This is a genomic window from Paraburkholderia dinghuensis (assembly GCF_003837865.1).
GTDB classification, from domain to species: Bacteria; Pseudomonadota; Gammaproteobacteria; order Burkholderiales; family Burkholderiaceae; genus Paraburkholderia; species Paraburkholderia dinghuensis.
Window position 1 is genome coordinate 186,680 of the sequence record NZ_RQIS01000006.1, and the last position, 22,696, is coordinate 209,375.

At 62.7% G+C, this 22,696-nt stretch carries 19 protein-coding genes and 3 pseudogenes; 15 read left to right on the forward strand and 7 right to left on the reverse strand.

Annotation, left to right across the window (positions count from 1 at the left end; translation table 11 throughout):
- Nucleotides 1-4: 4 nt before the first annotated feature.
- A pseudogene (locus D1Y85_RS27520) lies at nt 5-178 on the forward strand (IS6 family transposase); the annotation flags it as partial.
- Nucleotides 179-304: 126 nt separating this feature from the next.
- On the opposite strand, the gene D1Y85_RS10270 reads toward D1Y85_RS27520, so the two are convergent.
- Nucleotides 305-1,306 (reverse strand): AraC family transcriptional regulator, encoded by a 1,002-nt coding sequence (locus D1Y85_RS10270; protein ID WP_124150938.1) that lies wholly within the window; start codon nt 1,304-1,306, stop codon nt 305-307.
- A gap of 296 nt (nt 1,307-1,602) precedes the next feature.
- Between D1Y85_RS10270 and D1Y85_RS10275 the strand changes: the two genes are divergently transcribed.
- The 13 genes and pseudogenes from D1Y85_RS10275 (at nt 1,603) to D1Y85_RS10330 (ending at nt 14,965) form a co-directional block, all read left to right on the forward strand.
- Complete coding sequence (locus D1Y85_RS10275) at nt 1,603-2,658, forward strand: beta-keto acid cleavage family enzyme (RefSeq protein ID WP_124150939.1); 1,056 nt, start codon at nt 1,603-1,605, stop codon at nt 2,656-2,658.
- A gap of 95 nt (nt 2,659-2,753) precedes the next feature.
- Nucleotides 2,754-4,076: an MFS transporter gene (locus D1Y85_RS10280; RefSeq protein ID WP_124150940.1), complete on the forward strand. Its 1,323-nt coding sequence runs from the start codon at nt 2,754-2,756 to the stop codon at nt 4,074-4,076.
- Nucleotides 4,077-4,177: 101 nt separating this feature from the next.
- Nucleotides 4,178-5,158, forward strand: coding sequence for a quinone oxidoreductase family protein (locus D1Y85_RS10285; RefSeq protein ID WP_124150941.1), 981 nt, complete (start codon nt 4,178-4,180; stop codon nt 5,156-5,158).
- Nucleotides 5,159-5,168: 10 nt separating this feature from the next.
- Nucleotides 5,169-6,017: a TauD/TfdA dioxygenase family protein gene (locus D1Y85_RS10290; RefSeq protein WP_124150942.1), complete on the forward strand. Its 849-nt coding sequence runs from the start codon at nt 5,169-5,171 to the stop codon at nt 6,015-6,017.
- Between the two features lie 21 nt (nt 6,018-6,038).
- Nucleotides 6,039-6,599, forward strand: coding sequence for an RBBP9/YdeN family alpha/beta hydrolase (locus D1Y85_RS10295; RefSeq protein ID WP_124150943.1), 561 nt, complete (start codon nt 6,039-6,041; stop codon nt 6,597-6,599).
- Between the two features lie 60 nt (nt 6,600-6,659).
- Nucleotides 6,660-6,989 carry a Rieske (2Fe-2S) protein gene (locus tag D1Y85_RS10300; protein WP_124151056.1) on the forward strand — a complete coding sequence of 110 codons (330 nt, stop codon included), beginning with the start codon at nt 6,660-6,662 and terminating at the stop codon, nt 6,987-6,989.
- Nucleotides 6,990-7,046: 57 nt separating this feature from the next.
- Nucleotides 7,047-8,675 (forward strand): 3-(methylthio)propionyl-CoA ligase, encoded by a 1,629-nt coding sequence (locus D1Y85_RS10305; RefSeq protein WP_124150944.1) that lies wholly within the window; start codon nt 7,047-7,049, stop codon nt 8,673-8,675.
- An 89-nt stretch (nt 8,676-8,764) separates the two neighbouring features.
- On the forward strand, nt 8,765-9,955 hold the full coding sequence (locus D1Y85_RS10310; RefSeq protein WP_124150945.1) for a porin: 1,191 nt from the start codon (nt 8,765-8,767) through the stop codon (nt 9,953-9,955).
- 213 nt (nt 9,956-10,168) lie between these two features.
- A complete protein-coding gene (locus tag D1Y85_RS10315) occupies nt 10,169-10,537 on the forward strand; it encodes a BON domain-containing protein (protein ID WP_124150946.1) in 369 nt (122 codons plus the stop codon).
- Nucleotides 10,538-10,561: 24 nt separating this feature from the next.
- A pseudogene (locus tag D1Y85_RS28065) lies at nt 10,562-10,699 on the forward strand (IS3 family transposase); the annotation flags it as partial.
- Between the two features lie 649 nt (nt 10,700-11,348).
- Complete coding sequence (locus D1Y85_RS10320; RefSeq protein WP_124150947.1) at nt 11,349-12,269, forward strand: lysozyme inhibitor LprI family protein; 921 nt, start codon at nt 11,349-11,351, stop codon at nt 12,267-12,269.
- 1,579 nt (nt 12,270-13,848) lie between these two features.
- Nucleotides 13,849-14,595 carry a glucose 1-dehydrogenase gene (locus tag D1Y85_RS10325; protein ID WP_124150948.1) on the forward strand — a complete coding sequence of 249 codons (747 nt, stop codon included), beginning with the start codon at nt 13,849-13,851 and terminating at the stop codon, nt 14,593-14,595.
- A gap of 121 nt (nt 14,596-14,716) precedes the next feature.
- On the forward strand, nt 14,717-14,965 hold the full coding sequence (locus D1Y85_RS10330; RefSeq protein WP_124150949.1) for a hypothetical protein: 249 nt from the start codon (nt 14,717-14,719) through the stop codon (nt 14,963-14,965).
- A gap of 359 nt (nt 14,966-15,324) precedes the next feature.
- Here the strand turns inward: D1Y85_RS10330 and D1Y85_RS10335 are convergent, their stop codons facing one another.
- A complete protein-coding gene (locus D1Y85_RS10335; protein ID WP_124150950.1) occupies nt 15,325-16,335 on the reverse strand; it encodes an IS110 family RNA-guided transposase in 1,011 nt (336 codons plus the stop codon).
- A gap of 297 nt (nt 16,336-16,632) precedes the next feature.
- On the opposite strand from D1Y85_RS10335, the pseudogene D1Y85_RS28070 reads away from it, so the two are divergent.
- Nucleotides 16,633-16,899 (forward strand): annotated as a pseudogene (locus D1Y85_RS28070) (integrase core domain-containing protein); the annotation flags it as partial.
- A gap of 57 nt (nt 16,900-16,956) precedes the next feature.
- Here D1Y85_RS28070 and hypE read toward each other — a convergent pair.
- Genes hypE through hypB form a run of 5 tightly spaced genes read right to left on the reverse strand, consistent with a single transcriptional unit; the run spans nt 16,957 to nt 22,679 of the window.
- Nucleotides 16,957-18,003, reverse strand: coding sequence for a hydrogenase expression/formation protein HypE (gene hypE, locus D1Y85_RS10340; protein WP_124150951.1), 1,047 nt, complete (start codon nt 18,001-18,003; stop codon nt 16,957-16,959).
- Nucleotides 18,003-19,139, reverse strand: a complete 1,137-nt coding sequence (gene hypD / locus D1Y85_RS10345) for a hydrogenase formation protein HypD (RefSeq protein ID WP_124150952.1) — start codon at nt 19,137-19,139, stop codon at nt 18,003-18,005. The genes hypE and hypD overlap by 1 nt, the downstream gene beginning before the upstream one ends.
- Entirely contained in the window at nt 19,136-19,411 is a 276-nt protein-coding gene (locus tag D1Y85_RS10350) for a HypC/HybG/HupF family hydrogenase formation chaperone (RefSeq protein ID WP_124150953.1), read from the reverse strand. Before D1Y85_RS10350 ends, hypD begins: the two co-directional genes overlap by 4 nt.
- On the reverse strand, nt 19,402-21,864 hold the full coding sequence (gene hypF, locus D1Y85_RS10355) for a carbamoyltransferase HypF (protein ID WP_246024858.1): 2,463 nt from the start codon (nt 21,862-21,864) through the stop codon (nt 19,402-19,404). The genes D1Y85_RS10350 and hypF overlap by 10 nt, the downstream gene beginning before the upstream one ends.
- Complete coding sequence (gene hypB / locus D1Y85_RS10360; RefSeq protein WP_124150954.1) at nt 21,780-22,679, reverse strand: hydrogenase nickel incorporation protein HypB; 900 nt, start codon at nt 22,677-22,679, stop codon at nt 21,780-21,782. Before hypB ends, hypF begins: the two co-directional genes overlap by 85 nt.
- Nucleotides 22,680-22,696 lie beyond the last annotated feature (17 nt).

A 22,696-nucleotide genomic window follows, 5' to 3' on the forward strand; every position in this document is an offset into this window, starting at 1 on the left:
GTGTCGAGGCCCTAAACGAACGCAGGCCTTTCCGTCGAACTTCGGTCCAATACCGAAGCACTTTGCGTTCAAGCGCCATCTGCTATGCGCATCGCTTTATCGCAACCAACGCACAGCCCGTTTCGTCGCGTGGCGCAAATTCATCGGGCTCATCAAAAATCAGTCGGTAAATGACTGAGCCATCCACATCTTCCGACTCGACTCCTGTCCGTCAAGTTGACAGCGCATTCGTGGAACACGGTCATCGAGACCGTCGCGAAACGGCCTCGTCCATCATGCGCCCGGCAACGTCATCACCGTACCGTCACTTCGAATGACTATTGCGCCAGTCGCGCGGCGTCATGCCAAAGCGCGCGCTGAACCAGTTCGTGAATGAGCCCTGCTGCGAATAGCCTAACAAGTTGGAAACGCGCCCGATCGGATAGCGCGGGTTATTCATGTAGCGCACCGCCAGTTCGGACCGCACTTCCTCGATGAGGCGCGTGAAGCTCGTATCGGCGAGCCCAAGCTGGCGCTGCATGGTGCGAACGCTCAGATGCAGATGCGCGGCCACCCGCTCGACGGTGGCCTGTTCGAGTGGCAGCAAAAGGTAGATCGCCTTGCGCACTTCGAGAGCGGCGGAGTGGACACCCGATACATTGAGCGTATCGGCAAGGCTCTCCGCGTAACGCACCAGTTCCGGGTCGGCGGCGGGGTTCGGGTAGTCGAGGTCGGCCGCAGCGCACACGAGACCGTTGAAGTCGCTGCCGAACTCCAGCGGGCAGCCGAAGAAGCGGCGGTGAAACGTAAGGTCTGCCGGCGCCTGATGAACGAAATGAACGGAACGCGGTTTCCACCGATCGCCGAGCAGGGCGCTGGCGTGGCGGGCGAGGACGCCGACCGCGAGTTCGATCGCCTGATTCGTCGGAATACCCGGATCGACGACTATTTCCTCGCGGATGGTGACCGTTTCGCCCGCATCCTCGACATGAATCGCGAGGGCTTCGTTCAGCAGATGCCGGTATTCGACTGCGGCAAGCAGCACTTCGCGCATCGTGCGCTTGTGCGCGAGCAGAACGTTGACGAGGCCCGTGCCGAACTTCTGCCGTGTCTCGGCCATTTGCAGCGCAAAAGTCGGGCACGATGCCTTTTCGGCCGTGAGTTCGAGTATCCGGCAGGCCGCAGCAGCGGATATGCGCTCGTCCGGGTTCGCGAGCGCCGCGGCGTCAATCCCGGCCTGTTGCGCGAGTTCGACCGGGTTCATTCCAGAGCGCCGCGCCACGTCGAAATAGCCGCTTAGCGAGGCCGCTCGCAGCATCGTTTCCATCGTTGTGTCTCCTTCCACGCATCGGGTTTGTCGCGCTTTCTCATTCGGCGGCGACCGCGCTTTCGCAATTACTGGTGTTAACACCAGGTGGTACCGACGCCAGGTGGTGTTAACGCTCGGTGGTGTTAACGCCTGGTGGCGCGAAAGCCTAAAACGATGGCGTTCATTCACAAAAGTGTAGCGCGAGATCGGCGTATTGTTCCAGCTCAACGGATAACGAAATTTCCGAGCGGTATTTCAGGCGATCTGCTGCGTCGCAAAACGTCGGAATACCGCCACCCACATTGGAGAACACGATGCAATTCCTCGACGACTCGCTGCACCCCGAGAATCAGGACAAGGTGGTCATCACGACCGCGCCGTACGGCCCGGAGTGGATGCCGGAAGATTTCCCGGAAGACATTCCGGTGACGATGGACGAGCAGATCCAGAAGGCTGTGGACTGCTACAACGCGGGCGCAACCGTGTTGCACCTGCACGTGCGCGAACTCGACGGAAAGGGCTCCAAGCGCCTCTCCAAGTTTAACGAGCTGATCGCCGGCGTGCGCGCCGCGGTGCCCGACATGATCATCCAGGTGGGCGGCTCGATCTCGTTCGCCCCGGAAACCGAAGGCCAGGCAGCACAGTGGCTCTCGGACGACACGCGCCACATGCTCGCGGACCTCGATCCGAAGCCCGACCAGGTGACGGTGGCGATCAACACCACGCAGATGAACATCATGGAGCTGCTCTATCCGGAATACCTGGAAGGCACCTCGTTGTCCAACCCCGCGTACATGGCCGCCTATAGTGAAATGACGGTTCCGGCCGGTCCGGCCTGGGTCGAGGAGCACCTGCGCCGCCTGCAGGCTTCCGGCATCCAGCCGCACTTCCAGCTCACGGGCATTCACGCGCTCGAAACGCTCGATCGCCTCGTGCGCAAGGGCGTGTACAAGGGCCCGCTGAACCTGACGTGGATTGGCATCGGTGGCGGCTTCGACGGCCCGAACCCGTTCAACTTCTTCAACTTCGTGCACCGCGCACCGGACGGTTGCACGGTGACTGCCGAGTCGCTGCTGAAGAACGTGCTGCCGTTCAACATGATGGCGATGTCGATGGGCCTGCATCCGCGCTGCGGCATCGAAGATACGATCATCGACCAGCACGGCAAGCGCTTCACGTCGGTGCAGCAGATCGAGCAGTGCGTGCGCGTGGCGCGCGAACTGGGCCGCGAGATCGCGACCGGCAAGGAAGCGCGCGAGATCTATCGCATCGGCGTGCAGTACGACACGATCGATGAGACGCTCGCCGCGAACGGCATGGCGCCGAACCGCAAGGCCGGCGTGAAGAACGTGCCGATGTACACGGCGTAATGCGCCGCTGACGACCTGGCCAGTATCGACAATCGGCCGCATTTTTTCGGCGGCCAATACCGCCCGACCACGAGCGGAACATAAGGAGACGACATATGCTTACCACGCATGCCGAGCCCACTGCGGGCGAATTTGCGGCGGGGGAAACGAACGTGCGCACGTATGCGTGGGTCGTGTTCGCCTTGACGGTCGGGTTGCTGCTTTCCGACTACATGTCGCGGCAAGTGTTGAATGCGGTGTTCCCGTTGCTCAAGGCGACGTGGAGTCTCTCGGACACCCGGCTCGGCTCGCTGAGCAGTGTGGTCGCGCTGATGGTGGGCGTACTCACGTTTCCGCTGTCGGTGCTGGCCGACCGCTGGGGCCGCGTGAAGAGCATCACCCTGATGGCGGCAATGTGGAGCCTCGCGACGCTCGGCTGCGCGATCTCGGCCAACTATGGCCAGATGCTCCTCGCGCGGGCATTTGTCGGTATCGGTGAAGCCGCCTATGGCAGTGTCGGTATTGCAGTGGTCCTAAGTATTTTCCCGGTTCATCTGCGCTCCACGATTACTGGCGCGTTCATGGCGGGCGGCGCGTTCGGATCGGTGCTCGGCATGGCGCTCGGTGGTGCGGTTGCGGCTCATCACGGCTGGCGCGCGGCGTTCGGCGCGATGGCCGCCATGGGGATCGTGCTGGTCGTTCTCTATCGTATCGTCGTCACCGAAAAGCGGCTCGCCCCGCTGCAGCCGCAAAGCGTGGGCGGACCAGCGCAGGGCCGCGGTATGTGCACGAGCTTGCGCACGTTGATGAAGGGGCTGTTTTCCACGCGTTCGGTCGTCTGTGCCTACGTCGGCAGCGGTGTGCATCTGCTGGTTCCGGCCGCCATCTGGAGCTGGATGCCGAGCTTCCTGAACCGCTACTACGGCATGGAAACCGGCAAGGCTGCCGTGACTGCCGCAGCGTTCGTTCTGATGACGGGCGTCGGCATGGTGGTGTGCGGAAACCTCGCGGACCGCTTCAGCAAGCAGGCCCGCGAAAGGAAATGGACCATTGCGATTGCGTACTGCCTGATCTGCTTCACGCTGCTCGCAATCGGTCTGCGCATGCCTGCCGGTACGGCGCAACTTGTGGTGATCGGCGCCGGTATGTTCTTCTGTGCTGGCGCGGCCGGCCCGTCGGGCGCGATGGTGGCGAATCTCACGCCGCCGTCGATCCACGCCTCGGCGTTTGCCACGCTGACGTTGGCAAACAACCTGCTGGGGCTCGCACCCGCTGCCATATTGACGGGCATCGTGGCCGATCGCATCGGGCTGCTCGGCGCGCTGCAACTCGTGCCGTTTGCCCCGCTGGTCGCGGCAGCTGTGTTCTTTATCGGAAAGCGCAATTACACCGCCGATCTGGATCGTGTGAACGTCCTGCTCGAAGAAGCAGCGCGCTAGATGTAAACAAACAGTCGGTAATAGTGCCTCAAGGGTGGGACGAGCCGTCCCGCCGCAATTGAAACGGTTTTGCAGTTTGAGTAAAGGATAGGAGAGTAGAAATGGCGAAAGCAGTGCGCTTCCATGAAACCGGCGGACCCGAAGTCTTGCGCTACGAGAACGTCGAAGTGGGTGACCCGGGCCCCGGACAGGTCCGCCTGCGCCACGAGGCTGTGGGACTGAATTTCGCCGACACCTACTTCCGAAGTGGCCTGTATCCGGTGCCGTTGCCTGCGGGCATGGGTGTCGAAGCGGCGGGCGTGGTCGAGGCCGTGGGCCCCGAAGTCACCAACGTCGCGGTCGGCGACCGTGTGACCTACACCGGCTTCATCAACACGCTCGGCGCCTACAGCACCGAGCGCCTGATCCCGGCGGCACCGCTCATCAAGCTGCCGGACGCAATCTCCTGCGAAACGGCTGCCGGCATGACGATGCGCGGCCTGACCTCGTCGTACCTGATGCGCCGCATTCATGACTTCAAGGCCGGCGACACGATTCTGCTGCACGCGGCCGCAGGCGGCGTGGGCCTGATCGTATCGCAATGGGCGAAGCTGCTGGACCTCACGGTGATCGGCACGGTATCGAGCGAAGCGAAGGGCGAAGTGGCGCGCGCGCATGGCTGCGATCACATCGTCTATTACAGCCGCGAAGACGTCGCAAAGCGCGTGCGTGAACTCACGAATGGCGTGGGCGTGAACGTCGTGTTCGACAGCGTCGGCAAGGACACCTTCGAGGCGTCGCTCGATTCGCTCAAGCGCCGCGGCCTGATGGTTTGCGTCGGCACGGCGTCCGGGCCGATCCCGCCGTTCAATCCGCAGATCCTGGCGATGAAGGGGTCGCTCTACCTCACGCGCCCGGCGCTCGCGGACTATATCGCAGACCCCGCCGAGAAAAACGCGCTCGCCGAAGAACTGTTCGGGCATGTCGCCGCGGGCCGCATCAAGATCGAACTGAACCAGCGTTACGCGCTGGAAGACGCGGTCGAGGCACACCGCGATCTCGAATCGCGCAAGACGACGGGCTCGTCGGTCTTCGTTATCTGAGGAGAGTAACGTGCGAGTCGAACAACTGACCTGCGCCATCGGCGCCGAGCTGACCGGCGTGAATCTCGCCGATGCCATCCACGACGATGGCCTTTTCGCCGAGATTCGCGCGACGCTGCTCAAGCACCGCGTGCTGTTCCTGCGCGACCAGAACATTTCGCGTGCCGAGCATGTGGCGTTTGCGCGCCGCTTCGGCGAGCTGGAGGATCATCCTGTCGCCGGTAGCGACCCGGAGAATCCTGGCCTCGTGCGCATCTACAAGAACCCGGACCAGCCCAACGACCGGTATGAAAACGCGTGGCACGCGGACGCCACCTGGCGCGAGGCTCCGCAGTTCGGCGCTGTGTTGCGCTGTGTTGAGTGTCCGCCTGTCGGCGGCGACACGATGTGGGCAAACATGGCGCTCGCCTACGAGAAGCTGCCGGAGCACGTGAAGGCGCAAATCGCGGACCTGCGTGCCCGCCACAGCATCGAGGCGAGCTTCGGCGCGGCGATGCCAATCGAGAAGCGTCACGCGCTCAAGGCGCAGTTCCCGGACGCGGAGCACCCGGTCGTTCGCACGCACCCGGAGACCGGCGAGAAAGTATTGTTCGTGAGCGCGTTCACCACGCACTTCACGAACTATCACACGCCGGAGCGCGTGCGCTTCGGGCAGGACGCGAACCCCGGCGCCGGCGATTTGCTGCGCTATCTCGTGAGCCAGGCCTATATCCCCGAGTATCAGGTGCGCTGGCGCTGGAAGCCCAACAGCATCGCGATCTGGGACAACCGCAGCACGCAGCACTATGCCGTGATGGACTACCCGCCGTGCCACCGCAAGATGGAACGTGCAGGCATCATCGGTGACAAGCCGCACTGATCAGGCAGGAGACCATAACAAATGGCTTCACAAACCACACCGACCATCCTGATGGTTCCGGGGCTGCGCGATCACGTTGCGGAACATTGGCAAACGTTGCTGGAGGCAAGGCTGCCGAAGGCTGCCTCGGTGCCGCCGCTCGAACACGACAAGCTCAGTTGCGCGGCGCGCGTTGCAGCCCTCGATGCGGCACTCGCGAAAATCGACGGCCCCGTCATCCTCGTCGCGCACAGCGCAGGCGTGATGATCACGGTTCAATGGGCTCAGCAGCACAGCCGCAAGATTCACGGCGCGCTGCTCGCCGCGCCGGCCGACCTCGAGACGCCGCTGCCGGCTGGCTACCCGGCCTTTGATGCGATCGCCCAGAACGGCTGGTATCCGATTCCGCGCAAGCCGCTGCCGTTCCCGAGCATCGTCGGTGCAAGCCGCAATGATCCGCTCGCGAGCTTCGAACGTGTGGAGGCCATGGCGAAGGACTGGGGCAGCCGCCTCGTCGACCTGGGCGAAGTCGGTCACCTGAATCCCATCGCGGGCTTCGGTGAATGGTCCATGGCCGAAACGCTGATCAATGAACTGCTCTGATCGGAAGTGAGCGGCGCAGGCAAGCCGCGACGCGAGTCAATGAAGTTGGGGGTAAAGGAAATGTCACGTGAGGTACCGGTAGCCACTGTCGATGAACTCGCGCCGGGGCAGCGCAAGCTGGCTTTCGTCGATGGCCGCAGCATCGTCCTGTTCAACGTTGCTGGCTCGGTTCACGCGATCGACAACTCGTGCCCCCATAACGGTGCCTCGCTCGCGAGCGGTCAGCTGGAAGGGTGCTTGCTGCGCTGCCCGGCGCACGGATTGCGCTTCGATCTGCGCACCGGCTGTATGCCGGGAGCGGGCGGATTGAGCGTGAAAACGTTCCCGGTGCGGACCGTGGACGACAAGCTGGTGGTGATCCTCGAGGACGCGGCTACGGATCTCGCGTAGGACAGCACGGGTGGTTCGGTTATCGGCCCAAGAGACAATCATTCAGGATAGCAAACGATGCAAGGTTTGATGATGCAACAACCGCTGCTGGTCGCTTCGCTGCTCATGCACGCGGAACGCCATCACAGCGACCGGGAAATCGTCTCGCGGCGAGTGGAAGGCGACATTCATCGCTATCGCTACCAGGATCTCGCGCAACGTGCGCGCCGCATGGCCAATGCGCTCGAGAGTCTGGGCGTCGCCCGCGGCGAACGTGTAGGCACGCTGGCGTGGAACGGCTACCGGCACATGGAGCTGTACTTTGCCGTATCGGGCTCCGGCTCCGTGCTCCATACGCTCAATCCGCGGCTGCACGCCGACCAGCTCGTGTACATCATCGAGCATGCACAAGATCGCGTCGTCTTCTTCGACCTCACGTTCTTGCCGCTGATCGAAAGCGTCGCGCCGCGCGTGACGAGCCCGATATTTTTCGTCGCGATGACCGATCGCGCACATATGCCGAGCGATCATGCGCTCGGCTCCAGGTTGCTCTGCTACGAGGATCTGATCGAAGGTCACAGCGCGGATTTCGACTGGCCGCTGCTCGACGAAAACAGCGCCTCTTCGCTCTGCTATACGTCGGGCACGACCGGCAACCCCAAGGGGGTGCTTTATAGCCACCGCTCGACACTGCTGCACACCTACGCAGCGGCACTGCCGGATTCGCTGAACTGCTCGGCGCGCGACGCGATTCTCCCAGTCGTGCCGATGTTCCATGTGAACGCGTGGGGGCTGCCGTATATCGCGTGCATGGTGGGTGCGAAGCTCGTGTTTCCGGGGCCGGCGCTCGACGGCAAGTCGCTCTATCAACTGATCGAGCAAGAGCAGGTCACGCTCTCGGCCGGTGTGCCGACGGTCTGGCAGGGTTTGCTTTCACATGTCGAATCGGTCGAAGGTTCGTTTTCGTCGATGCGGCGCACGATTATCGGCGGCGCGCCGTGTCCGACTGCGATGACGACGGCGTTCCAGGAACGGCATCACGTCGATGTGCTGCACGCATGGGGCATGACGGAGTTGAGCCCGGTTGGCACCGTCTGCAGTTTCAAGGCGCATCAGACCGCGCTGCCCGAAGCCGAGCGCTACGCGCTTCAGGCGAAGCAGGGGCGTTCGGTATTCGGCATCGACATGAAGATCGTCGACGTTGCGGGCAAAGAATTGCCGTGGGACGGCTGCGCCGCCGGCGATCTGCTCGTGCGCGGACATTGGGTCACGCACGAGTACTTCGGTGGCGACTACGCATCGCCGCTGAACGACGGCTGGTTTCCGACCGGCGACGTCGCGAAGATCGACCCGGACGGCTTCATGCAGATCGTGGATCGCAGCAAGGACGTCATCAAGTCCGGCGGCGAATGGATCAGCTCGGCCGACATCGAAAACGTCGCGGGTCTGCACCCTGAAGTTGCGACCGCGGTTTGTATCGCCGCGCGGCACCCGAAGTGGGATGAGCGCCCGCTGCTGCTGATCGTGAAGAAGCCCGGCAGCGCGCTCGAAGCGCAAGAACTGCTTACGTTCTTTGACGGTCGCGTAGCGAAGTGGTGGAAGCCCGAAGCGGTGCTGTTCATCGACGCCGTACCGATCGGCGCGACGGGCAAGGTGCTCAAGAACAAGCTACGCGAGCAGTACGGCGACTACTACATGTCGCTTTGATATCCGACCACAGTCACAGAGTTTCAAACACGCAGTAACCATAAGCCACCGGGCCCACCCGGAAGGTATCCACGCACGGAGGAGACGAAATGAAATTGAAGTTCGGCGCATTGGCAGCAGTTGCCCTGTTTGCCAGCACAGCTCACGCGCAATCGTCGGTCACGCTCTATGGAGCGCTGGATTCGGGTCTGCTCTACCAGAGCACGTCGGCGGCGCTCGCATCGGCGCCGTTTTTGCCGAACACCAAGCTGAACGGCAACGCAGGCCACGTGGTTCAGCTCAAGGACGGTGGCATCTACTCGAGCATCTTCGGCATGAAGGGCACGGAAGACCTTGGCGGCGGCTACGCAGCCAACTTCAAGCTCCAGGGGGCGTTTAACACCTCCAACGGCCAGACGCAAAGGTTCTCTGTGCCCGCGTCGCTGGGCAGCTCGATTTTCACCCAGGTCACGACCGTCGGTCTGTCGGGACCGTTCGGCAAGATCGACTTCGGCCGCCAGTTCGCGCCGATGGCCTACGCGATGGCCGAAACGGACGTGCGCAACGCGCAGTACTTCGGCAGCGTCCTGACCGCCTGGCTGACCATGAACACGATGTCGGGCTGGTCGGGAAGCACCACGAACGGCCAGATTGGCGCGCTGTATGACGACAATTCGATCGTCTACAATTCGCCGTCGTTCTACGGCGTGTCCACTGCACTGCAGTACTCGCCCGGCGGGGTGGCAGGGCAGGCCCAAGGCGGCACGCGCGAGTCGGCGATACTTAAGTATTCTGGCTTTGGTCTGAACGCGGATGCCGTCTACTACAACGGGCACGACGCGAACCCTTTTCCTTACACGAGCCCGAACGCGGCGGTTCCGGCCACTGGCCTGAACAATAACCGCTTCGTCTACTTTGGCGCGAAGTACACATGGCACGGCTTCTCGGTCTCCGGTTCGTTCAGCAACGGGCGCAATCCGGCCAGACCGAATGCGGCGCCGCCATTTGTTGTCTCCGGTGATTTCGACATGTGGACGGGCGGTCTTGGCTACCGCTTCTCCCCGGTGTTCGACGTCACCTCGGGTGTCTATTACCTGAAAGACAACAAGCACAACGCGAACCAGTCGACCGCCTACGCAATCGGCGGCAACTATAGGGTGTCGGCGCGCACGGCGCTTTATGCCCAGGTCGGCTATGTGTCCAACCGCGGCCAGATGAACCAGGAACTCATTTATGGAACCCCGGTAGCCCCGGGCAAAAACACCACAGCCGTCAACTTCGGCTTGCGCCATACGTTCTAAGTCGTGTGCGGGCCTGGATCAGTCCCGCACTGGCCCACCTTGGCGCAGGCTGCCGGGCAACCGGAAGCACGCGTCGGGGTGGTTTTGTCATTTCTGCGTCACCAGCGATCTCGCGACGGGCGCAAGCAGGCCGCCGACGCGCCCGGTCCGTCCGCGTGATCGCAGACGGAAAAACAGCGGTTCACCTAGCAGCAGCAACCACAGGAGAATTTAATGAACACAACCACCAAGACCCTCAGCCTGGCGCTCTGCACGCTGCTCGCCGCGGCGTCCCTGAACGCGTCCGCGCAACCCGCAGCCAGCGCACCTGGCGATACAGCCATGGCGGCGTCCAGCCCGGCGGCGCCCGCTGCGCCGACCAACACCAAACTGCGGCGCGCGGTGTACACCGCGATCGCGAAGCACAAGGAAATCCACGGCGGCAGTATCGGTGTCACGGCCAAGAATGGGGCGGTTACGCTGAATGGCACGGTTCCGGATGCCGCGCAGATCGACAAAGTCGCCGAGATTGCCAAGGGCGTGCCTGGCGTTATGTCGGTGACAAACAAGCTGACGGTCCAGAAGCCACTGGGCGGTATGTAACGTGAAAGGCACGCCGGCGGTACTGTCGATGTGAAGTACGCGTTCGTCGAGCGCAATCGACACTACCGGCCGGTTTTGGTGCTGTGCGAGGTGGTGAAAGTCAGTCCCAGTGGATATCAAAAACGCCCGCAACATCAGCGTGCGCGCGAAAAACGGCGCGGTGACGCTCAGTGGCACGGTTTTGGAAACGCACAAATCGGCAAGGTCCAGGACATTGCCAGGTGCGTTCCCCGTGTGACGTAGATGAACAACAAGTAGACGGTGCAGAAGTTTTTTGGCCCCATGTAAGCTTCCACAAGAGGAGCGGGGTGTTTTCTGGTCACACCGGGGCCCGCCCAACAGCGGTGAGGCACGCTTCAGACGGCAAGGCCGCCGTCGAACCGATGCGACGCACCGCTTGCATTGCGCTGCAATTTCCGCCCTGGGCGAGCGTCCGCGCGGTGGCTAGCTGCCGGGCCGCGGTGGGTTACCGCAATCATCTCAATCGGACGAAGGTCCGATATACCACGCCGAATAGTCGTCCTAACCTGCAAGATCACCAACCCGGTCACCTGGCTGGGGCCGAGGATTTGCTCTCGGACGAGCGTGTGATGAATGGAAGAGGGCATAAGGGTCCGATGAGATGTCATCAGGTTACCCGGCAAGAATATCTGGACCTTGCCGGTAGTGAACCGTTCACCAACCTGGTTTCGATGTCACCGCTAACGTCGCATGATTTTATTGGCCCAAGTCGGATCCCGTCGCTATGCGCGCAATAGACGTGCTTGCGCGCCACGCGTGATCGTCTGGAATCGTCCCTGAGGAAAAGCGTATGCGCAACGCTCAGCACCCGACAGCCAGGGGCGCGGCGGCGCAACGCTTGATCCGTCGGCTGTTGCCCGCGCTTTGCTTCACAGTGCTCATGTTCCCCGGCGGCGCACCAGGGATGGACTTCAAGATCTACTACCAACCTCAACTCAAGCTGAAGATGGTTATCGGCGAGGGGAGGATTCAGGACGGCGACGCAGAGAAGTTTCTGACGCTCGCCAAAAAAGCCGACCGTGATATCGACGGACTAGTTCTCCTTCTTTTGAATAGTCCTGGAGGAAATGTCGAGGCCGCTTTCCGGCTCGTCGATGCAATGGACAAAGTGCGCGTCTACGCGACCGTTCCAGACAACGCCAAATGCGCGTCCGCTTGTGCTTCGATCGTGTTCGCTTCAGGGGAGCGTCGAAGTATTGTTGGCGGTGGATTGCTTGGTTTCCACAGCTGCTACAAGCGCGATGGAAAGACTTACGCAGCGGACTCGCTTTGTAACGAGATAATTGCGGCCAATGCCATGCAAAGAGGTGTCAGTCACGCAGGCATCAATCGTTTCGTCAAGCAATACGGCGCGCGAGACATGGCATGGGTGGGGCGCGACGCCGCCTGTACGACGATGCAAGGGCTTTGCAGGCCAGGGGCGCTGGAGAATCAATCCGTTATGAAGGCCGCCTTGATCGAGAGTTTTGAATGCAGCAAGCTCATATCCATTCAAGCGCAGCTTATTTGCGGGGATGCGGAACTTACGCGTGTCGATCAGGAACTAGCGGAAATTTATAGTCAAAAAACAAAATCGGCGACGAATAAATCGAAGTTGCGTGAAGATCAACGAGCATGGCTTCGCAATTCTCGCAATGTGTGTGGCGATAAAGCTTGCTTGCTGCGTAGCTATCGTCTCCGCATCGATGAACTAAAGCGGACGCGCTCGTAACGATGTACGCGATTAATAGCGGTCATATTTGCTTCGTTCGTCTCTTTCCTTTTTCTACAATGCGCCAGGCGCGGCTATCGTAGTTGCTTCGAACCGCGCCCCAGTCGCACGCATCCACACTTATGCGTTTGCTTGGCCTCGTCTGGGTGAGGGTGATTCAGGATCCTGCGGACGGAGTAGAGCGTTCGCCCCATGCAACTGGGGACCTGGCTGCGGGACGGTGGTCCTGTCTCCTTCCGAACCGGAAGCCGGAGCTGGCGTAATCGCGGCAGGCGGGGTCGACGCTACCGAACCGTGGACAAGCAACCCAGTCGATGCAATGAAGATTGCGGCTAGTAACAAAAATCCCATGACCTTTGCCTCCCCAGTGTTAGCGGAATGGCCCGAACTGCCGCGTGGGCAGGCGTCCGTGCGGCACCTCTCGTCGTCGACGCTCCCGGCGATTTGACAACTTCCCGCACATGCACGGTACCGCTCGCCAGTCTCTGTGCCGTGGCGTTCAGATGACGCATGTAAATTGCCCGTTCGACAAGTCGGCACGCAATGCACGTGAATTCCGGTAGTCTGCTCGCGCTGAAGAGCGTTCTCGTCTTCGAGGTCGTCGGGTAGCAGCACCACACCGGCATGAACTGCAGTATCCCGATTGCACCGACGCCGCTGCGGGATTTCTGGTCGAGCTGTGATTTTTATAGGCCTGCGCGGCGAGCATCGATCAAACGCAGTGGTACTGCGAACCGATCATCGGTAATCGTCGGATTGCCCGCTGATTCGGCGAACAGCGAACCTTCCACGCGCGGCGACCACAGGCGCGGCGTGGCTTTCACAGCGCACTTGCCAATCTCGCGCGGACAGCCGACAGCCTCAATGAGCAGCGGAATCACGTCCAGGCGCGGCTGGCGGCCACGCCGCGGCGAAGCCGCGTGAGTTCATGGTGACACGAGTACACCCGTCAGCAAATCGGCCGAAGGTCCTATAGGGAAAGTTCCTGGTCCGACCTGGGCCGGCGCGAACAGCTCGCGGACCGGTATGAAAGGAGTTAGCGTCGACCTGACGAGATCCGTCGATGACACGGCGATGCACGTTGGCTGTTCGTTAAGCTGCTTGCGAACAACTGCAAAGAGTTGCGTTCAGAGCGCGCCACGTTGCTGGTTCGGCAGTCCCGCCATCAAGGAGAACCAGACAGAAGTACGGAAAAGCGCCTGACTCCCGTTTCGCGGGTTGTAATGAAATTCTTCCTGTGTCACGCAGGGGTTATAAGCCCTGAACCCAGATCTGCGGGAGCCTTAAAAACCCGACTACCGTGCGGCGTTGAACGCGCCTCGAGCGCCGATGTCGCATCGCCAGTTTTCAGATTGCGTCCGTGATATTGGTGCGGCGCTCGTAGTTGCGATTGACGTCTCTGGAATTTCTGCGCCCGCTTACTCCGATTGTTCGGCTGATCCCGCCAGTGAATTCGTGCGCGGGTTCTTTATCGCAGCAGCGCGGACCTCTACATTCACGGTCAATCCCGGCCGATTGCCTTGCACAAGTCAAGACGCCGGTTCCGATCGATGGTGCAGCTTAAGGTGAGGTAGAGATCATGAGCAGACTTGCAGGGAAGGTGGCTGTTGTCACGGGCGCGTCGAAAGGCATCGGCGCCGGTATCGCGAAGGCGCTCGCGGCCGAAGGCGCTTCGGTGGTCGTGAACTACGCGAGCAGCAGGGCGGGTGCGGACGCTGTCGTGTCAGCGATTACTGCGGCCGGAGGGAAGGCGATTTCCGTAGGCGGCGACGTGTCGAAAGCCAGCGACGCGCAAGGTATCGTCGACACGGCAATCGAAACGTACGGCCGCCTGGACATACTCGTCAATAACGCAGGCATCTACGAGCTGGCACCGATCGAAGAGTTCACGGAAGCGCAATACCGAAGGCAGTTCGACACAAACGTGCTCGGCGTGCTGCTCACCACGCAGGCGGCGCTCAAGCATCTTGGCGAAGGTGCGAGCATCATCAATGTCAGCTCGGTCGTGACGACCATTACGCCGCCGACGAGCGCCGTGTACAGCGGCACGAAGGGCGCGGTGGATGCGATCACCGGTGTGCTCGCGCGTGAACTGGGTCCGAAGAAGATCCGTGTGAACGCGATCAATCCCGGCGTGGTGGCGACCGAGGGCACTCACAGCGCGGGCATCATCGGATCTGATTTCGAGACGCTTGCAGTCAGCCAGACTCCGCTAGGTCGCGTGGGGCAGCCGGATGATATCGCGGCGGCGGTGGTGTTCCTTGCATCGGACGATGCCCGGTGGTTGACGGGTGAGCATATTGTCGCCAGTGGGGGAATGCGGTAAGGCGGGTTGGCGATTGACCCGCTTCGAGTTGGACGGGCACGTTCCGCGGCTCCCGCGGGCGTGCCCGTTCGCGTTGAATCGCGGCATAGCGGCTTACGTTCCGTGATGCCATCGTTAGCTTATGGAGGTTCTTCTCAACTGTATCGGCGCGCTGACCTGGGAGTGGCGTTGGTGGAACCTCGACGCACCGTGGCTGATCTGGTTGATCGGCTATATGCCGTTCTTTATGGTGGCCGGCTGGGTGCACGACATGCCGTCGCTCAAGCGGCAGATCGGCGTGGTCAAGTGCGCTCGGTACATTCGTGCGGGCAGGCCTTGGCGTATTTGCCTGGGGGCTGCGGTGGATCTGATGCACGGTGTGTGCGCTTAACCTTGAACCGGTCGACTTCGCGCATCGTCATCGTGATCGTCCCAGTCGCGTTCTTCGCCGGCGCTCCCTGTGGATGTCCGGCGCTCAGCCGACACAGAACACGACATTTCTTATATGGTCGCCTCCCATTTGCAAGGTGATTGTGCGTGGCGAGGAGGGTGGTTGCGGACTTATATCCGGACTCGATCGCGGGATGCACCCGCCGGCCCCGATGGATTTCGCCGCAAAGGTCCTAATCTACTTGTCGGATTCGAGGTCCGAGTAATGTCTCAGGCTTGCCTTTGCGCGGTCCAACCTGTCTTGCCATCGTTCAATACACCTGTGCAACCGTGGATGGGGTTACTGGTCTTGAAGCGTGATCACGACGCGGGTGTGGCCTCGTACGTTCGGCCATACGCCAGCAGCGCCCAGATTGTTCGTGCCATCTTGTTGGCGAGTGCAACCGCAACGATGTTCGTTGGGCGCCGGGTCAGCATCTGGCGCAAACGCTCTGGCAAATGTCTTGAACTCGAGATCACCGATCGCGCGCCGTGGATCAGCAGTGTCCGTAAATACACGTCGCCACGCTTGCTTATGCCGCCGAGTTTTACCTTGCCGCCGGAGCTGTTCTGTCGCGGCACGAGGCCCAGATAAGCGGCGAATTCCCGACCGGAACGGAACGTCTCTGCCTGTCCGATGACCGATACGGCGGCGGTCGCCGTGAGCACACCCACGCCGGGAATTTCCGAGATGCGACGGCATGCATCGTCATTGCGGCGCCAGTCGAGAATGCGTTGTTCGAGGCGCGCGATCTGCTCGTCAAGCGCGCGGAGTCGCGAGCATTGGTCCTGCAGGCTATCCACCAGCATGGCTGGCAACTGGTCAGCCAATGACGCCAGCGCTGCTTTGGCCGCCTCGATCGATGTCCGGCGGCCTTGCGGCAGTACCACGCCGAATTCGTAGAGCAGTCCACGAAGCTGGTTGACCTGCATGACGCGCATGCGGACCAGTTGCTGGCGTATGCGGTGCAGCGCCAGCATGGCCTGCTGGTCTTCGGTCTTGACGGCCACAAAGCGCATGCCGGGTCGCTGGGCCGCTTCCCAGATCGCCGCTGCGTCGGCCGCGTCGTTCTTGTTCGACTTCACGAACGGCCGCACGAACTGGGCTGCGATGAGCCGCACGTCGTGGCCCAGCCGTGCCAGGACCCGCGCCCAGTAATGGGCGCTGCCGCAGGCCTCCATGACGACACGGCTTGCAGCCAGGTTGGTGAAGAACGGCACGAGCTGGGCACGTTTGAGGACCTTGCTGTGAATCGCGCCGGTCTCAGGCTCGACATAGTGAATCTGGAAAACGCGCGTGGCCAGGTCGATGGCAATGGTCGTGGGTTCCATCTGGTTCTCCTTGACGGCGGGACTGCCGAAGCAGCAATGTCGCATGCTCTGGACGCGAGATTGCGGCGTCGGACGGCCCATTAAGGCGGGAGGCGACCATTCCATCTATTTGGGACCTACAAGTAAAAGTTCGATAAATAAGATTATGTTAAATAATACATCAGCAAGCGCAATCAACCTTTAGCGACCTGGCCTCTTGATCCGACCAACCAGATTGTCGATCGCGGCACCATCAGCACCGTGACCTATGCGTGCCCTGCGGCAGTTCACCCACGGCGAAGCCACACAGTCCGCGCCGCGCGCCGAGCGTACCGGAAACGGGCCGCCGACTTAAAGACAAACATCTCGATGAGCCGACGCGCCAATGCGTGGGATAACGCCCCGATGGAGCTTCTTCAAGACGCTGAACGTCGAGAGAAGCTATCAGGTTCGCTACGAAACGCGCGCACAAGCCCGCTTGAGCAAGCGTCGGCTGGGTCAAAGACGATTACAGTCGGCAACGCCGCACGCCTCTATCGACTTCCCTACCCCGTCGACTACGACGCAAGGTCAATTGCCGCATGACTTGCTGTACATGAAAACGAGGCAGCGTCAAATCCGCACAAAAGAGCCTCCTGCGCTTCAACAGATGCGAGGCAGCACTTCGCCGTTTAGCCAGTCGACCAGCCGTTCGCCGCCGAACGACGTCTGCATCCGCACGAAGCCGTGCGGATCATCCGTGATTTCGCCGATCTGCGCGGCATCGCGGCCGAGTGGATGGGCGCGCATCGCGTCGACGAGAGCCGGTGCGTCCGTCATCGCACACACGGCGATCAGCTTGCCCTCGTTTGCGATATAGAGCGGGTCGAGGCCATAGAACTCGCAGACGGCTCGCACAGCGGGCCGGATCGGCAGCGACTCTTCCCGGATGCGGATGCCGACGCCCGCCTGGTGACAAATTTCGTTGAGCGTATTGCCGAGGCCGCCGCGGGTCGGATCGCGCATCAGCCGCAACGACGGACACGCCTCGAGCATTTGCGCTGTCAGGCCATGAAGCGCGGCGCAATCCGAGACGATGCAACTGTCGAAGCCGAGATCATCCCGTTGCGACAGCACGGCGAGACCGTGCTCGGCGAGATACCCGGATACCAGCACGGCGTCGCCTGGTTGCGCGTTGGCGCCGTCCAGTTCGATGCCCGGCGGCACGACGCCGACGCCCGCCGTGGTGATGAACAATCCGTCCGCCTTGCCGCGTTCGACGACTTTTGTGTCGCCAGCGACGATCTGCACACCGGCGTCGCGCGCGGCCTGTGCCATCGAGCCGACGACTCGCACGAGCGTCTCGAAAGGCAAGCCCTCTTCGAGAATGAAACCGGCACTCAGATAAAGCGGTTGCGCACCACCGACCGCCAGGTCGTTGACCGTCCCGTTGACGGCGAGCGTTCCGATGTCGCCGCCAGGGAAGAACAGCGGCGCAACGACGTGGCAGTCGGTGCTCATCGCGATCCGTCCGGCAACAGGCGGCATGATGGCCTGGTCGTTACCTTGCGCAAGCCACGCGTTGTCGAACGCCGGGGCGAATACTTCGGCGACAAGCTGTGCAGTGGCGCGGCCTCCGGCGCCGTGCGTCAGGTCGATACGACCGTGCTTGAGGTCGAGACGGTGACCGTGTGAGAAGTGGTGTTTCATCAGTGGGTAGATCCGGTCGCGACGGAAGCGTCGACATCGTTGAAGCGGGCGTACTGGTAATGCGCCGCGCAGGCGCCCTCACTCGACACCATGCAGGCGCCAAGCGGGGTCGCGGGCGTGCATGCCGTGCCGAACACCTTGCAGTCGGTGGGCTTACAGCGGCCACGCAGGATCTGGCCGCACTGGCATGCTTTCACGTCGGCGACGGGATTCGCAGACAGTTGAAAGCGCTTTTCCGCGTCCCATCGGGCGAACGGCGCACGGATTGCGAGCGCACTGCCAGGAACGAGCCCGAGTCCGCGCCATTCGAATTCATCACGCAACTCGAACGTCTGCGCGACGATGGCCTGCGCCTTCAGGTTCCCGACCTCGGTGACGGCACGCGTGAACTGGTTTTCGGTATCCGCGCGCCCTTCATTGATCTGCGTGACGAGCATCAGCACGGCCTGCAGTACATCGAGCGGCTCGAAACCGGTGACGACCACCGGCTTGCGATAGTCGTGCGCGATCGCGCGATAGGGTGCCGTGCCGATGATCGTGCTCACGTGCGATGGACCAATGAAGCCGTCGAGGTTCGCGTCGCCGTCGGCAAGCAGGTGGCGCATAGCGGCGGGCGTCAGCACGTGATTGCTGAACACGCTGAAGTTGTCGAGCCGCTCGGCCTGAGCCGCCAACAGCGCGACGGCGGTCGGCGGTGTAGTCGTCTCGAAGCCGATGCCGACGAACACGACCTGTTGCTGCGGCATTGCGCGGGCCAGCGCGAGAGCGTCGGCGCTCGAATAAACGAGGCGCACGTCGGCGCCCGCCGCGCGGGCCTTGTACAGGCTCATCCGGCGCGACGCGGGCACGCGCAGCAGATCGCCGTAGGTGCAGAGCGTGACGCGATGCTCGAGTGCAAGTTCTATCGCGCTGTCGATACGCGCGACCGGCAGCACGCAGACCGGACAGCCGGGCCCGTGAATCAGTTCGATGCCAGGCGGCAACAGCGCGGTCAACCCATATCGCGCGATGGCGTGGGTGTGGCCGCCGCAGAACTCCATCAGGCGATAGCGGCGTCCCGGCACGGCGGCTGCATGGATGCGCGCGGCGATCTTGCGCGCGAGTTCGCCGTTGCGAAAATCGTCGACGTATTTCATGCCTGCACTCCGCCGGATGCGTCGTCTGGTGTCCGGTCCATTTCGTTCCCGTCGCACGAAGCCGCAAGCGCGGCGAGCTGGGCGAGCGTCGCGTCCGCCTGAGCGCGATCGAGCTTCCCGATCGCATAACCGACATGCAGCAGCACGAAGTCGCCGGGCGCGACGTTTTCGACGAGCGCGAGCGAGATTTCGCGCGTGACGCCGTCGACGCTGACGCGAGCGCAGTCCCCCGGCAACAGTTCGACGACTTCGACAGGCATGGCTAGACACATGGCCGGATTCCTTTCATTTCGGACGGTCGTGCAGCGCCGGGACGGCAGGACACAACAGCGGGAGACTGTAGTTGCTGGATGGCCGCCCACGCCTGGCCGTAGCTGATTGCATCGTCGCCCGGTGGCAAGCCGCCGGCCTGCAGCAGCGTGCAGCCCACGTCACGCAACGCGTCTCGCAAGCCGGACATCAACACCAGATTCGCGCAGCAGCCGCCGGCGAGCGCGATCGTTTCGATGCCGGTCGCGCGCATGGCATGGCACAGCCAGTCGCCCAGCGCCGCTGCAAGCGTTGCATGCCAGTTGCTGGCGATTTCGGCGGGGTCGCGCGCATTGACGAGCCGGCGTGCCAGCGGCAACAGGTCGAGGTCGAAGCCGTCGATGCGCCAGCCTTGAGCATACGGAACAGCCGGACGCGAGAGTGCTTCGAGCTTCATCGCGGCCTCACCTTCATATTGCTGGGCAGGACAGATGCCGGCCAGTCCGGCGATGGCGTCGAACCAGCGGCCGAGGCTGGTCGTGGCCGGGCAGTTGAAGCCGCGTTCGATCTGCCGGTAGAGCCGCGCGGCGGTCGTTGTGTCGATGGTGGGTGGCAGCCGGTGCGCGCCCGGTTCGAGTGTATGCAGCAACGCAGCCGCCATGCGCCACGGCGCGCGGGCGGCGGCATCCGCGCCCGGCAGCGGCAGTGGACTCAGATGACCGAGACGCCGCGCATGACCGTCCTCGACTAGCAGCAGTTCTCCGCCCCACGCGCCGCCGTCGTCGCCCCAACCGAAACCATCGAGCGCAAGACCCAGCGCAGGACCGGTATGGCCATTCTCCGCGAGCACGGCGGCGACGTGCGCATGATGATGCTGAACCCGCAACAACGGAACATTCCAGTGCCCGGCCAGCCTTTCGGCCACACGGGTCGAATAGAGATCGGGCTGGCGGTCGCAGGCGACGGCGTCGGGCACTGCCTGCCGGCAGCGCAGATACCGTTCGACGGTGTCTTCGAGCAGTTCGCACATGTTCGGACTGCCAAGGTCGCCAAGATACGGCGATACGTCCGCGAACCGGCCCGCCGTGAGCGTGACGGTACATTTCTTTTGCGCGCCGAGCGCGAGCACGGACGGTCCATCCGCAGGCAGCGGCACCGGCTCCGGCACATAGCCGCGTGCACGACGCAGCGTGAGGGGCGGTAACGAACGCGCAGCGAGCACCACGCTGTCGTCGCAGCGCACGGCGATCCGGCGGTCGTGGTCGAGTATCGCGTCGGCGATGCCGGTGAGCATGTCGTCCGCTTCGTCGGGGTCCGCAACGAGCGGTTCGCCGGACCGGTTCGCACTGGTCGCGACGAGGATCACCGGCTGGGCTTTGTCGAGCCATTGCGTACCGCCTGGCTGGCCCAACGCCTGATGAAACAGCAGGTACTGAACCGATGTGCTGGGCAGCATCAGGCCGAGGCGGTTTAGCCCTGGCGCCACGCCCGCCAGCGTCTGGCCATCGAGACGCGGCAGCACCACGATCGGCCGTGCCGCCGATGCGAGCAGTTCCGCGTTCGCCTCGTCGGCGAGGTCTACCCATTGCGCGGCCGACGCCAGGTTCGACACCAGCAGCGCCAGCGGTTTCGCCGGCCGGCGCTTGCGCTCGCGCAGCCGTGCCACGGCGGCGGGATTCGTTGCGTCGCAGATCAACTGGAAACCGCCGAGCCCCTCGACGGCAACGATCTCGCCGCGGGAGATCGCGGCCCACGCTCGCGCGACCGGATCGACGTCCGGTTGACCATCAAGCTCTGCATGACTGACGGGCACGCCGAGGTATCGAAAACGCAACCGGGGTCCACATTCGGGACAGGCAATCGTTTCCGCATGGAAGCGCCGGTCAGCGGGATCATCGTATTCGGCCGCGCAACGCGCGCACGGCAAAAAGGCGGCCATGCTCGTGTGCGCGCGGTCGTAAGGTGTGCGATCCGTCAGCGTAAAGCGCGGCCCGCAGTCGGTGCAGCAAATGAACGGGTGACGCCAGCGCCGTCCGCCTTCGGTAAACAGTTCGTCGAGACAGGGGTCGCACGGAGCGGAATCGGCAGGGACGCGGCCTTGGGCTTGCGCGTCGTCGGTACTGTCCGCGATCCGAAAATGGCGCCGAATCGGATCAGGGGTGTCCGGCGTTCGCTGCACCGCCTCGATGCGTGCGAGCGGCGGCGGCCGTGTCGTCAGGGCGGCGCCGAATGCATCCAGATCGCGCCGTTCACCCTGTACGTCGATATGCACACCGTGCGTGCCGTTGCGAATTTCACCGCTCAGGTTCAGGCGCCGCGCGAGCCGCCAGACGAACGGACGGAATCCGACGCCCTGTACGACGCCGCTGACCTCGAGACGCTCACGCTCGATCACGATGCGGCCTTCTCCCCGCTGCGCGCCGGAGCGGCAGCCGCCTGCGCGAGCGCCCGCCCGGCGCGCAGCCAGTCGAGCCACTTGTCGAAACCTTCGCCGGTTCGCGCCGACACGCAAAGGATCTCGATGGAAGGATTGACACGTCGTGCGTAGTCGAGCGCGGTGTGCACGTCGAAGTCGAGATGCGGCAGCAGATCGGTCTTGTTCAGCAGCATCAGTTGCGCGGCGGCGAACATGTCCGGATATTTGAGCGGCTTGTCTTCGCCTTCGGTCACCGACAGCACGACGACCTTGTGTGCCTCGCCGAGGTCGAACGAGGCCGGACACACGAGATTGCCGACGTTTTCGATCAGCAGGAGGCCGAGCGCATCTTGCGGCAGTCGATCGAGCGCGTGCCCGACCATGTGTGCATCGAGATGGCATCCCTTGCCCGTGTTGATCTGCACGGCCGGTACGCCGGTTGCGCGGACGCGCTCGGCGTCGTTGGCGGTCTGCTGGTCGCCCTCGATCACGGCGACCGGCATCTCAGCCTTGAGTGCGGACACCGTACGCACCAGCAGCGAGGTCTTGCCCGACCCGGGGCTCGATACGAGGTTCAGCGCGAACACGCCACGTTCGCGCAGCCGCTCGCGATTCGCGGCGGCATGGTGGTTGTTTTCGTGAAGGACCTCGCGCTCGAACTGGACATGACGCCCATCGGTTGCGTGTGGATGCGCGTGATCGTGCCCGTGGTCATGATCATGCGCGTGGTCGTGGTCGTGCCCGTGATCGTGCGCGTGCCCGTGAGCCGATACGTGCGAGTGACCATGATCGTGCCCGTGGGGATAGAGCGTCGTCCATGAACCATCGCTCTCGATCCGGGGTTCGGATGAAGCGCACCCGCAAGTCGTACACATGATGTTGTCCTCCAGTT

Coding starts and splice junctions, on each gene's coding strand:
- D1Y85_RS10270 (WP_124150938.1), bottom strand. CDS start 1,306: ATGGAAACGATGCTGCGAGCGGCCTCGCTAAGCGGCTATTTCGACGTG.
- D1Y85_RS10275 (WP_124150939.1), top strand. CDS start 1,603: ATGCAATTCCTCGACGACTCGCTGCACCCCGAGAATCAGGACAAGGTG.
- D1Y85_RS10280 (WP_124150940.1), top strand. CDS start 2,754: ATGCTTACCACGCATGCCGAGCCCACTGCGGGCGAATTTGCGGCGGGG.
- D1Y85_RS10285 (WP_124150941.1), top strand. CDS start 4,178: ATGGCGAAAGCAGTGCGCTTCCATGAAACCGGCGGACCCGAAGTCTTG.
- D1Y85_RS10295 (WP_124150943.1), top strand. CDS start 6,039: ATGGCTTCACAAACCACACCGACCATCCTGATGGTTCCGGGGCTGCGC.
- D1Y85_RS10300 (WP_124151056.1), top strand. CDS start 6,660: ATGTCACGTGAGGTACCGGTAGCCACTGTCGATGAACTCGCGCCGGGG.
- D1Y85_RS10305 (WP_124150944.1), top strand. CDS start 7,047: ATGCAAGGTTTGATGATGCAACAACCGCTGCTGGTCGCTTCGCTGCTC.
- D1Y85_RS10310 (WP_124150945.1), top strand. CDS start 8,765: ATGAAATTGAAGTTCGGCGCATTGGCAGCAGTTGCCCTGTTTGCCAGC.
- D1Y85_RS10315 (WP_124150946.1), top strand. CDS start 10,169: ATGAACACAACCACCAAGACCCTCAGCCTGGCGCTCTGCACGCTGCTC.
- D1Y85_RS10320 (WP_124150947.1), top strand. CDS start 11,349: ATGCGCAACGCTCAGCACCCGACAGCCAGGGGCGCGGCGGCGCAACGC.
- D1Y85_RS10325 (WP_124150948.1), top strand. CDS start 13,849: ATGAGCAGACTTGCAGGGAAGGTGGCTGTTGTCACGGGCGCGTCGAAA.
- D1Y85_RS10330 (WP_124150949.1), top strand. CDS start 14,717: ATGGAGGTTCTTCTCAACTGTATCGGCGCGCTGACCTGGGAGTGGCGT.
- D1Y85_RS10335 (WP_124150950.1), bottom strand. CDS start 16,335: ATGGAACCCACGACCATTGCCATCGACCTGGCCACGCGCGTTTTCCAG.
- hypE (WP_124150951.1), bottom strand. CDS start 18,003: ATGAAACACCACTTCTCACACGGTCACCGTCTCGACCTCAAGCACGGT.
- hypD (WP_124150952.1), bottom strand. CDS start 19,139: ATGAAATACGTCGACGATTTTCGCAACGGCGAACTCGCGCGCAAGATC.
- D1Y85_RS10350 (WP_124150953.1), bottom strand. CDS start 19,411: ATGTGTCTAGCCATGCCTGTCGAAGTCGTCGAACTGTTGCCGGGGGAC.
- hypB (WP_124150954.1), bottom strand. CDS start 22,679: ATGTGTACGACTTGCGGGTGCGCTTCATCCGAACCCCGGATCGAGAGC.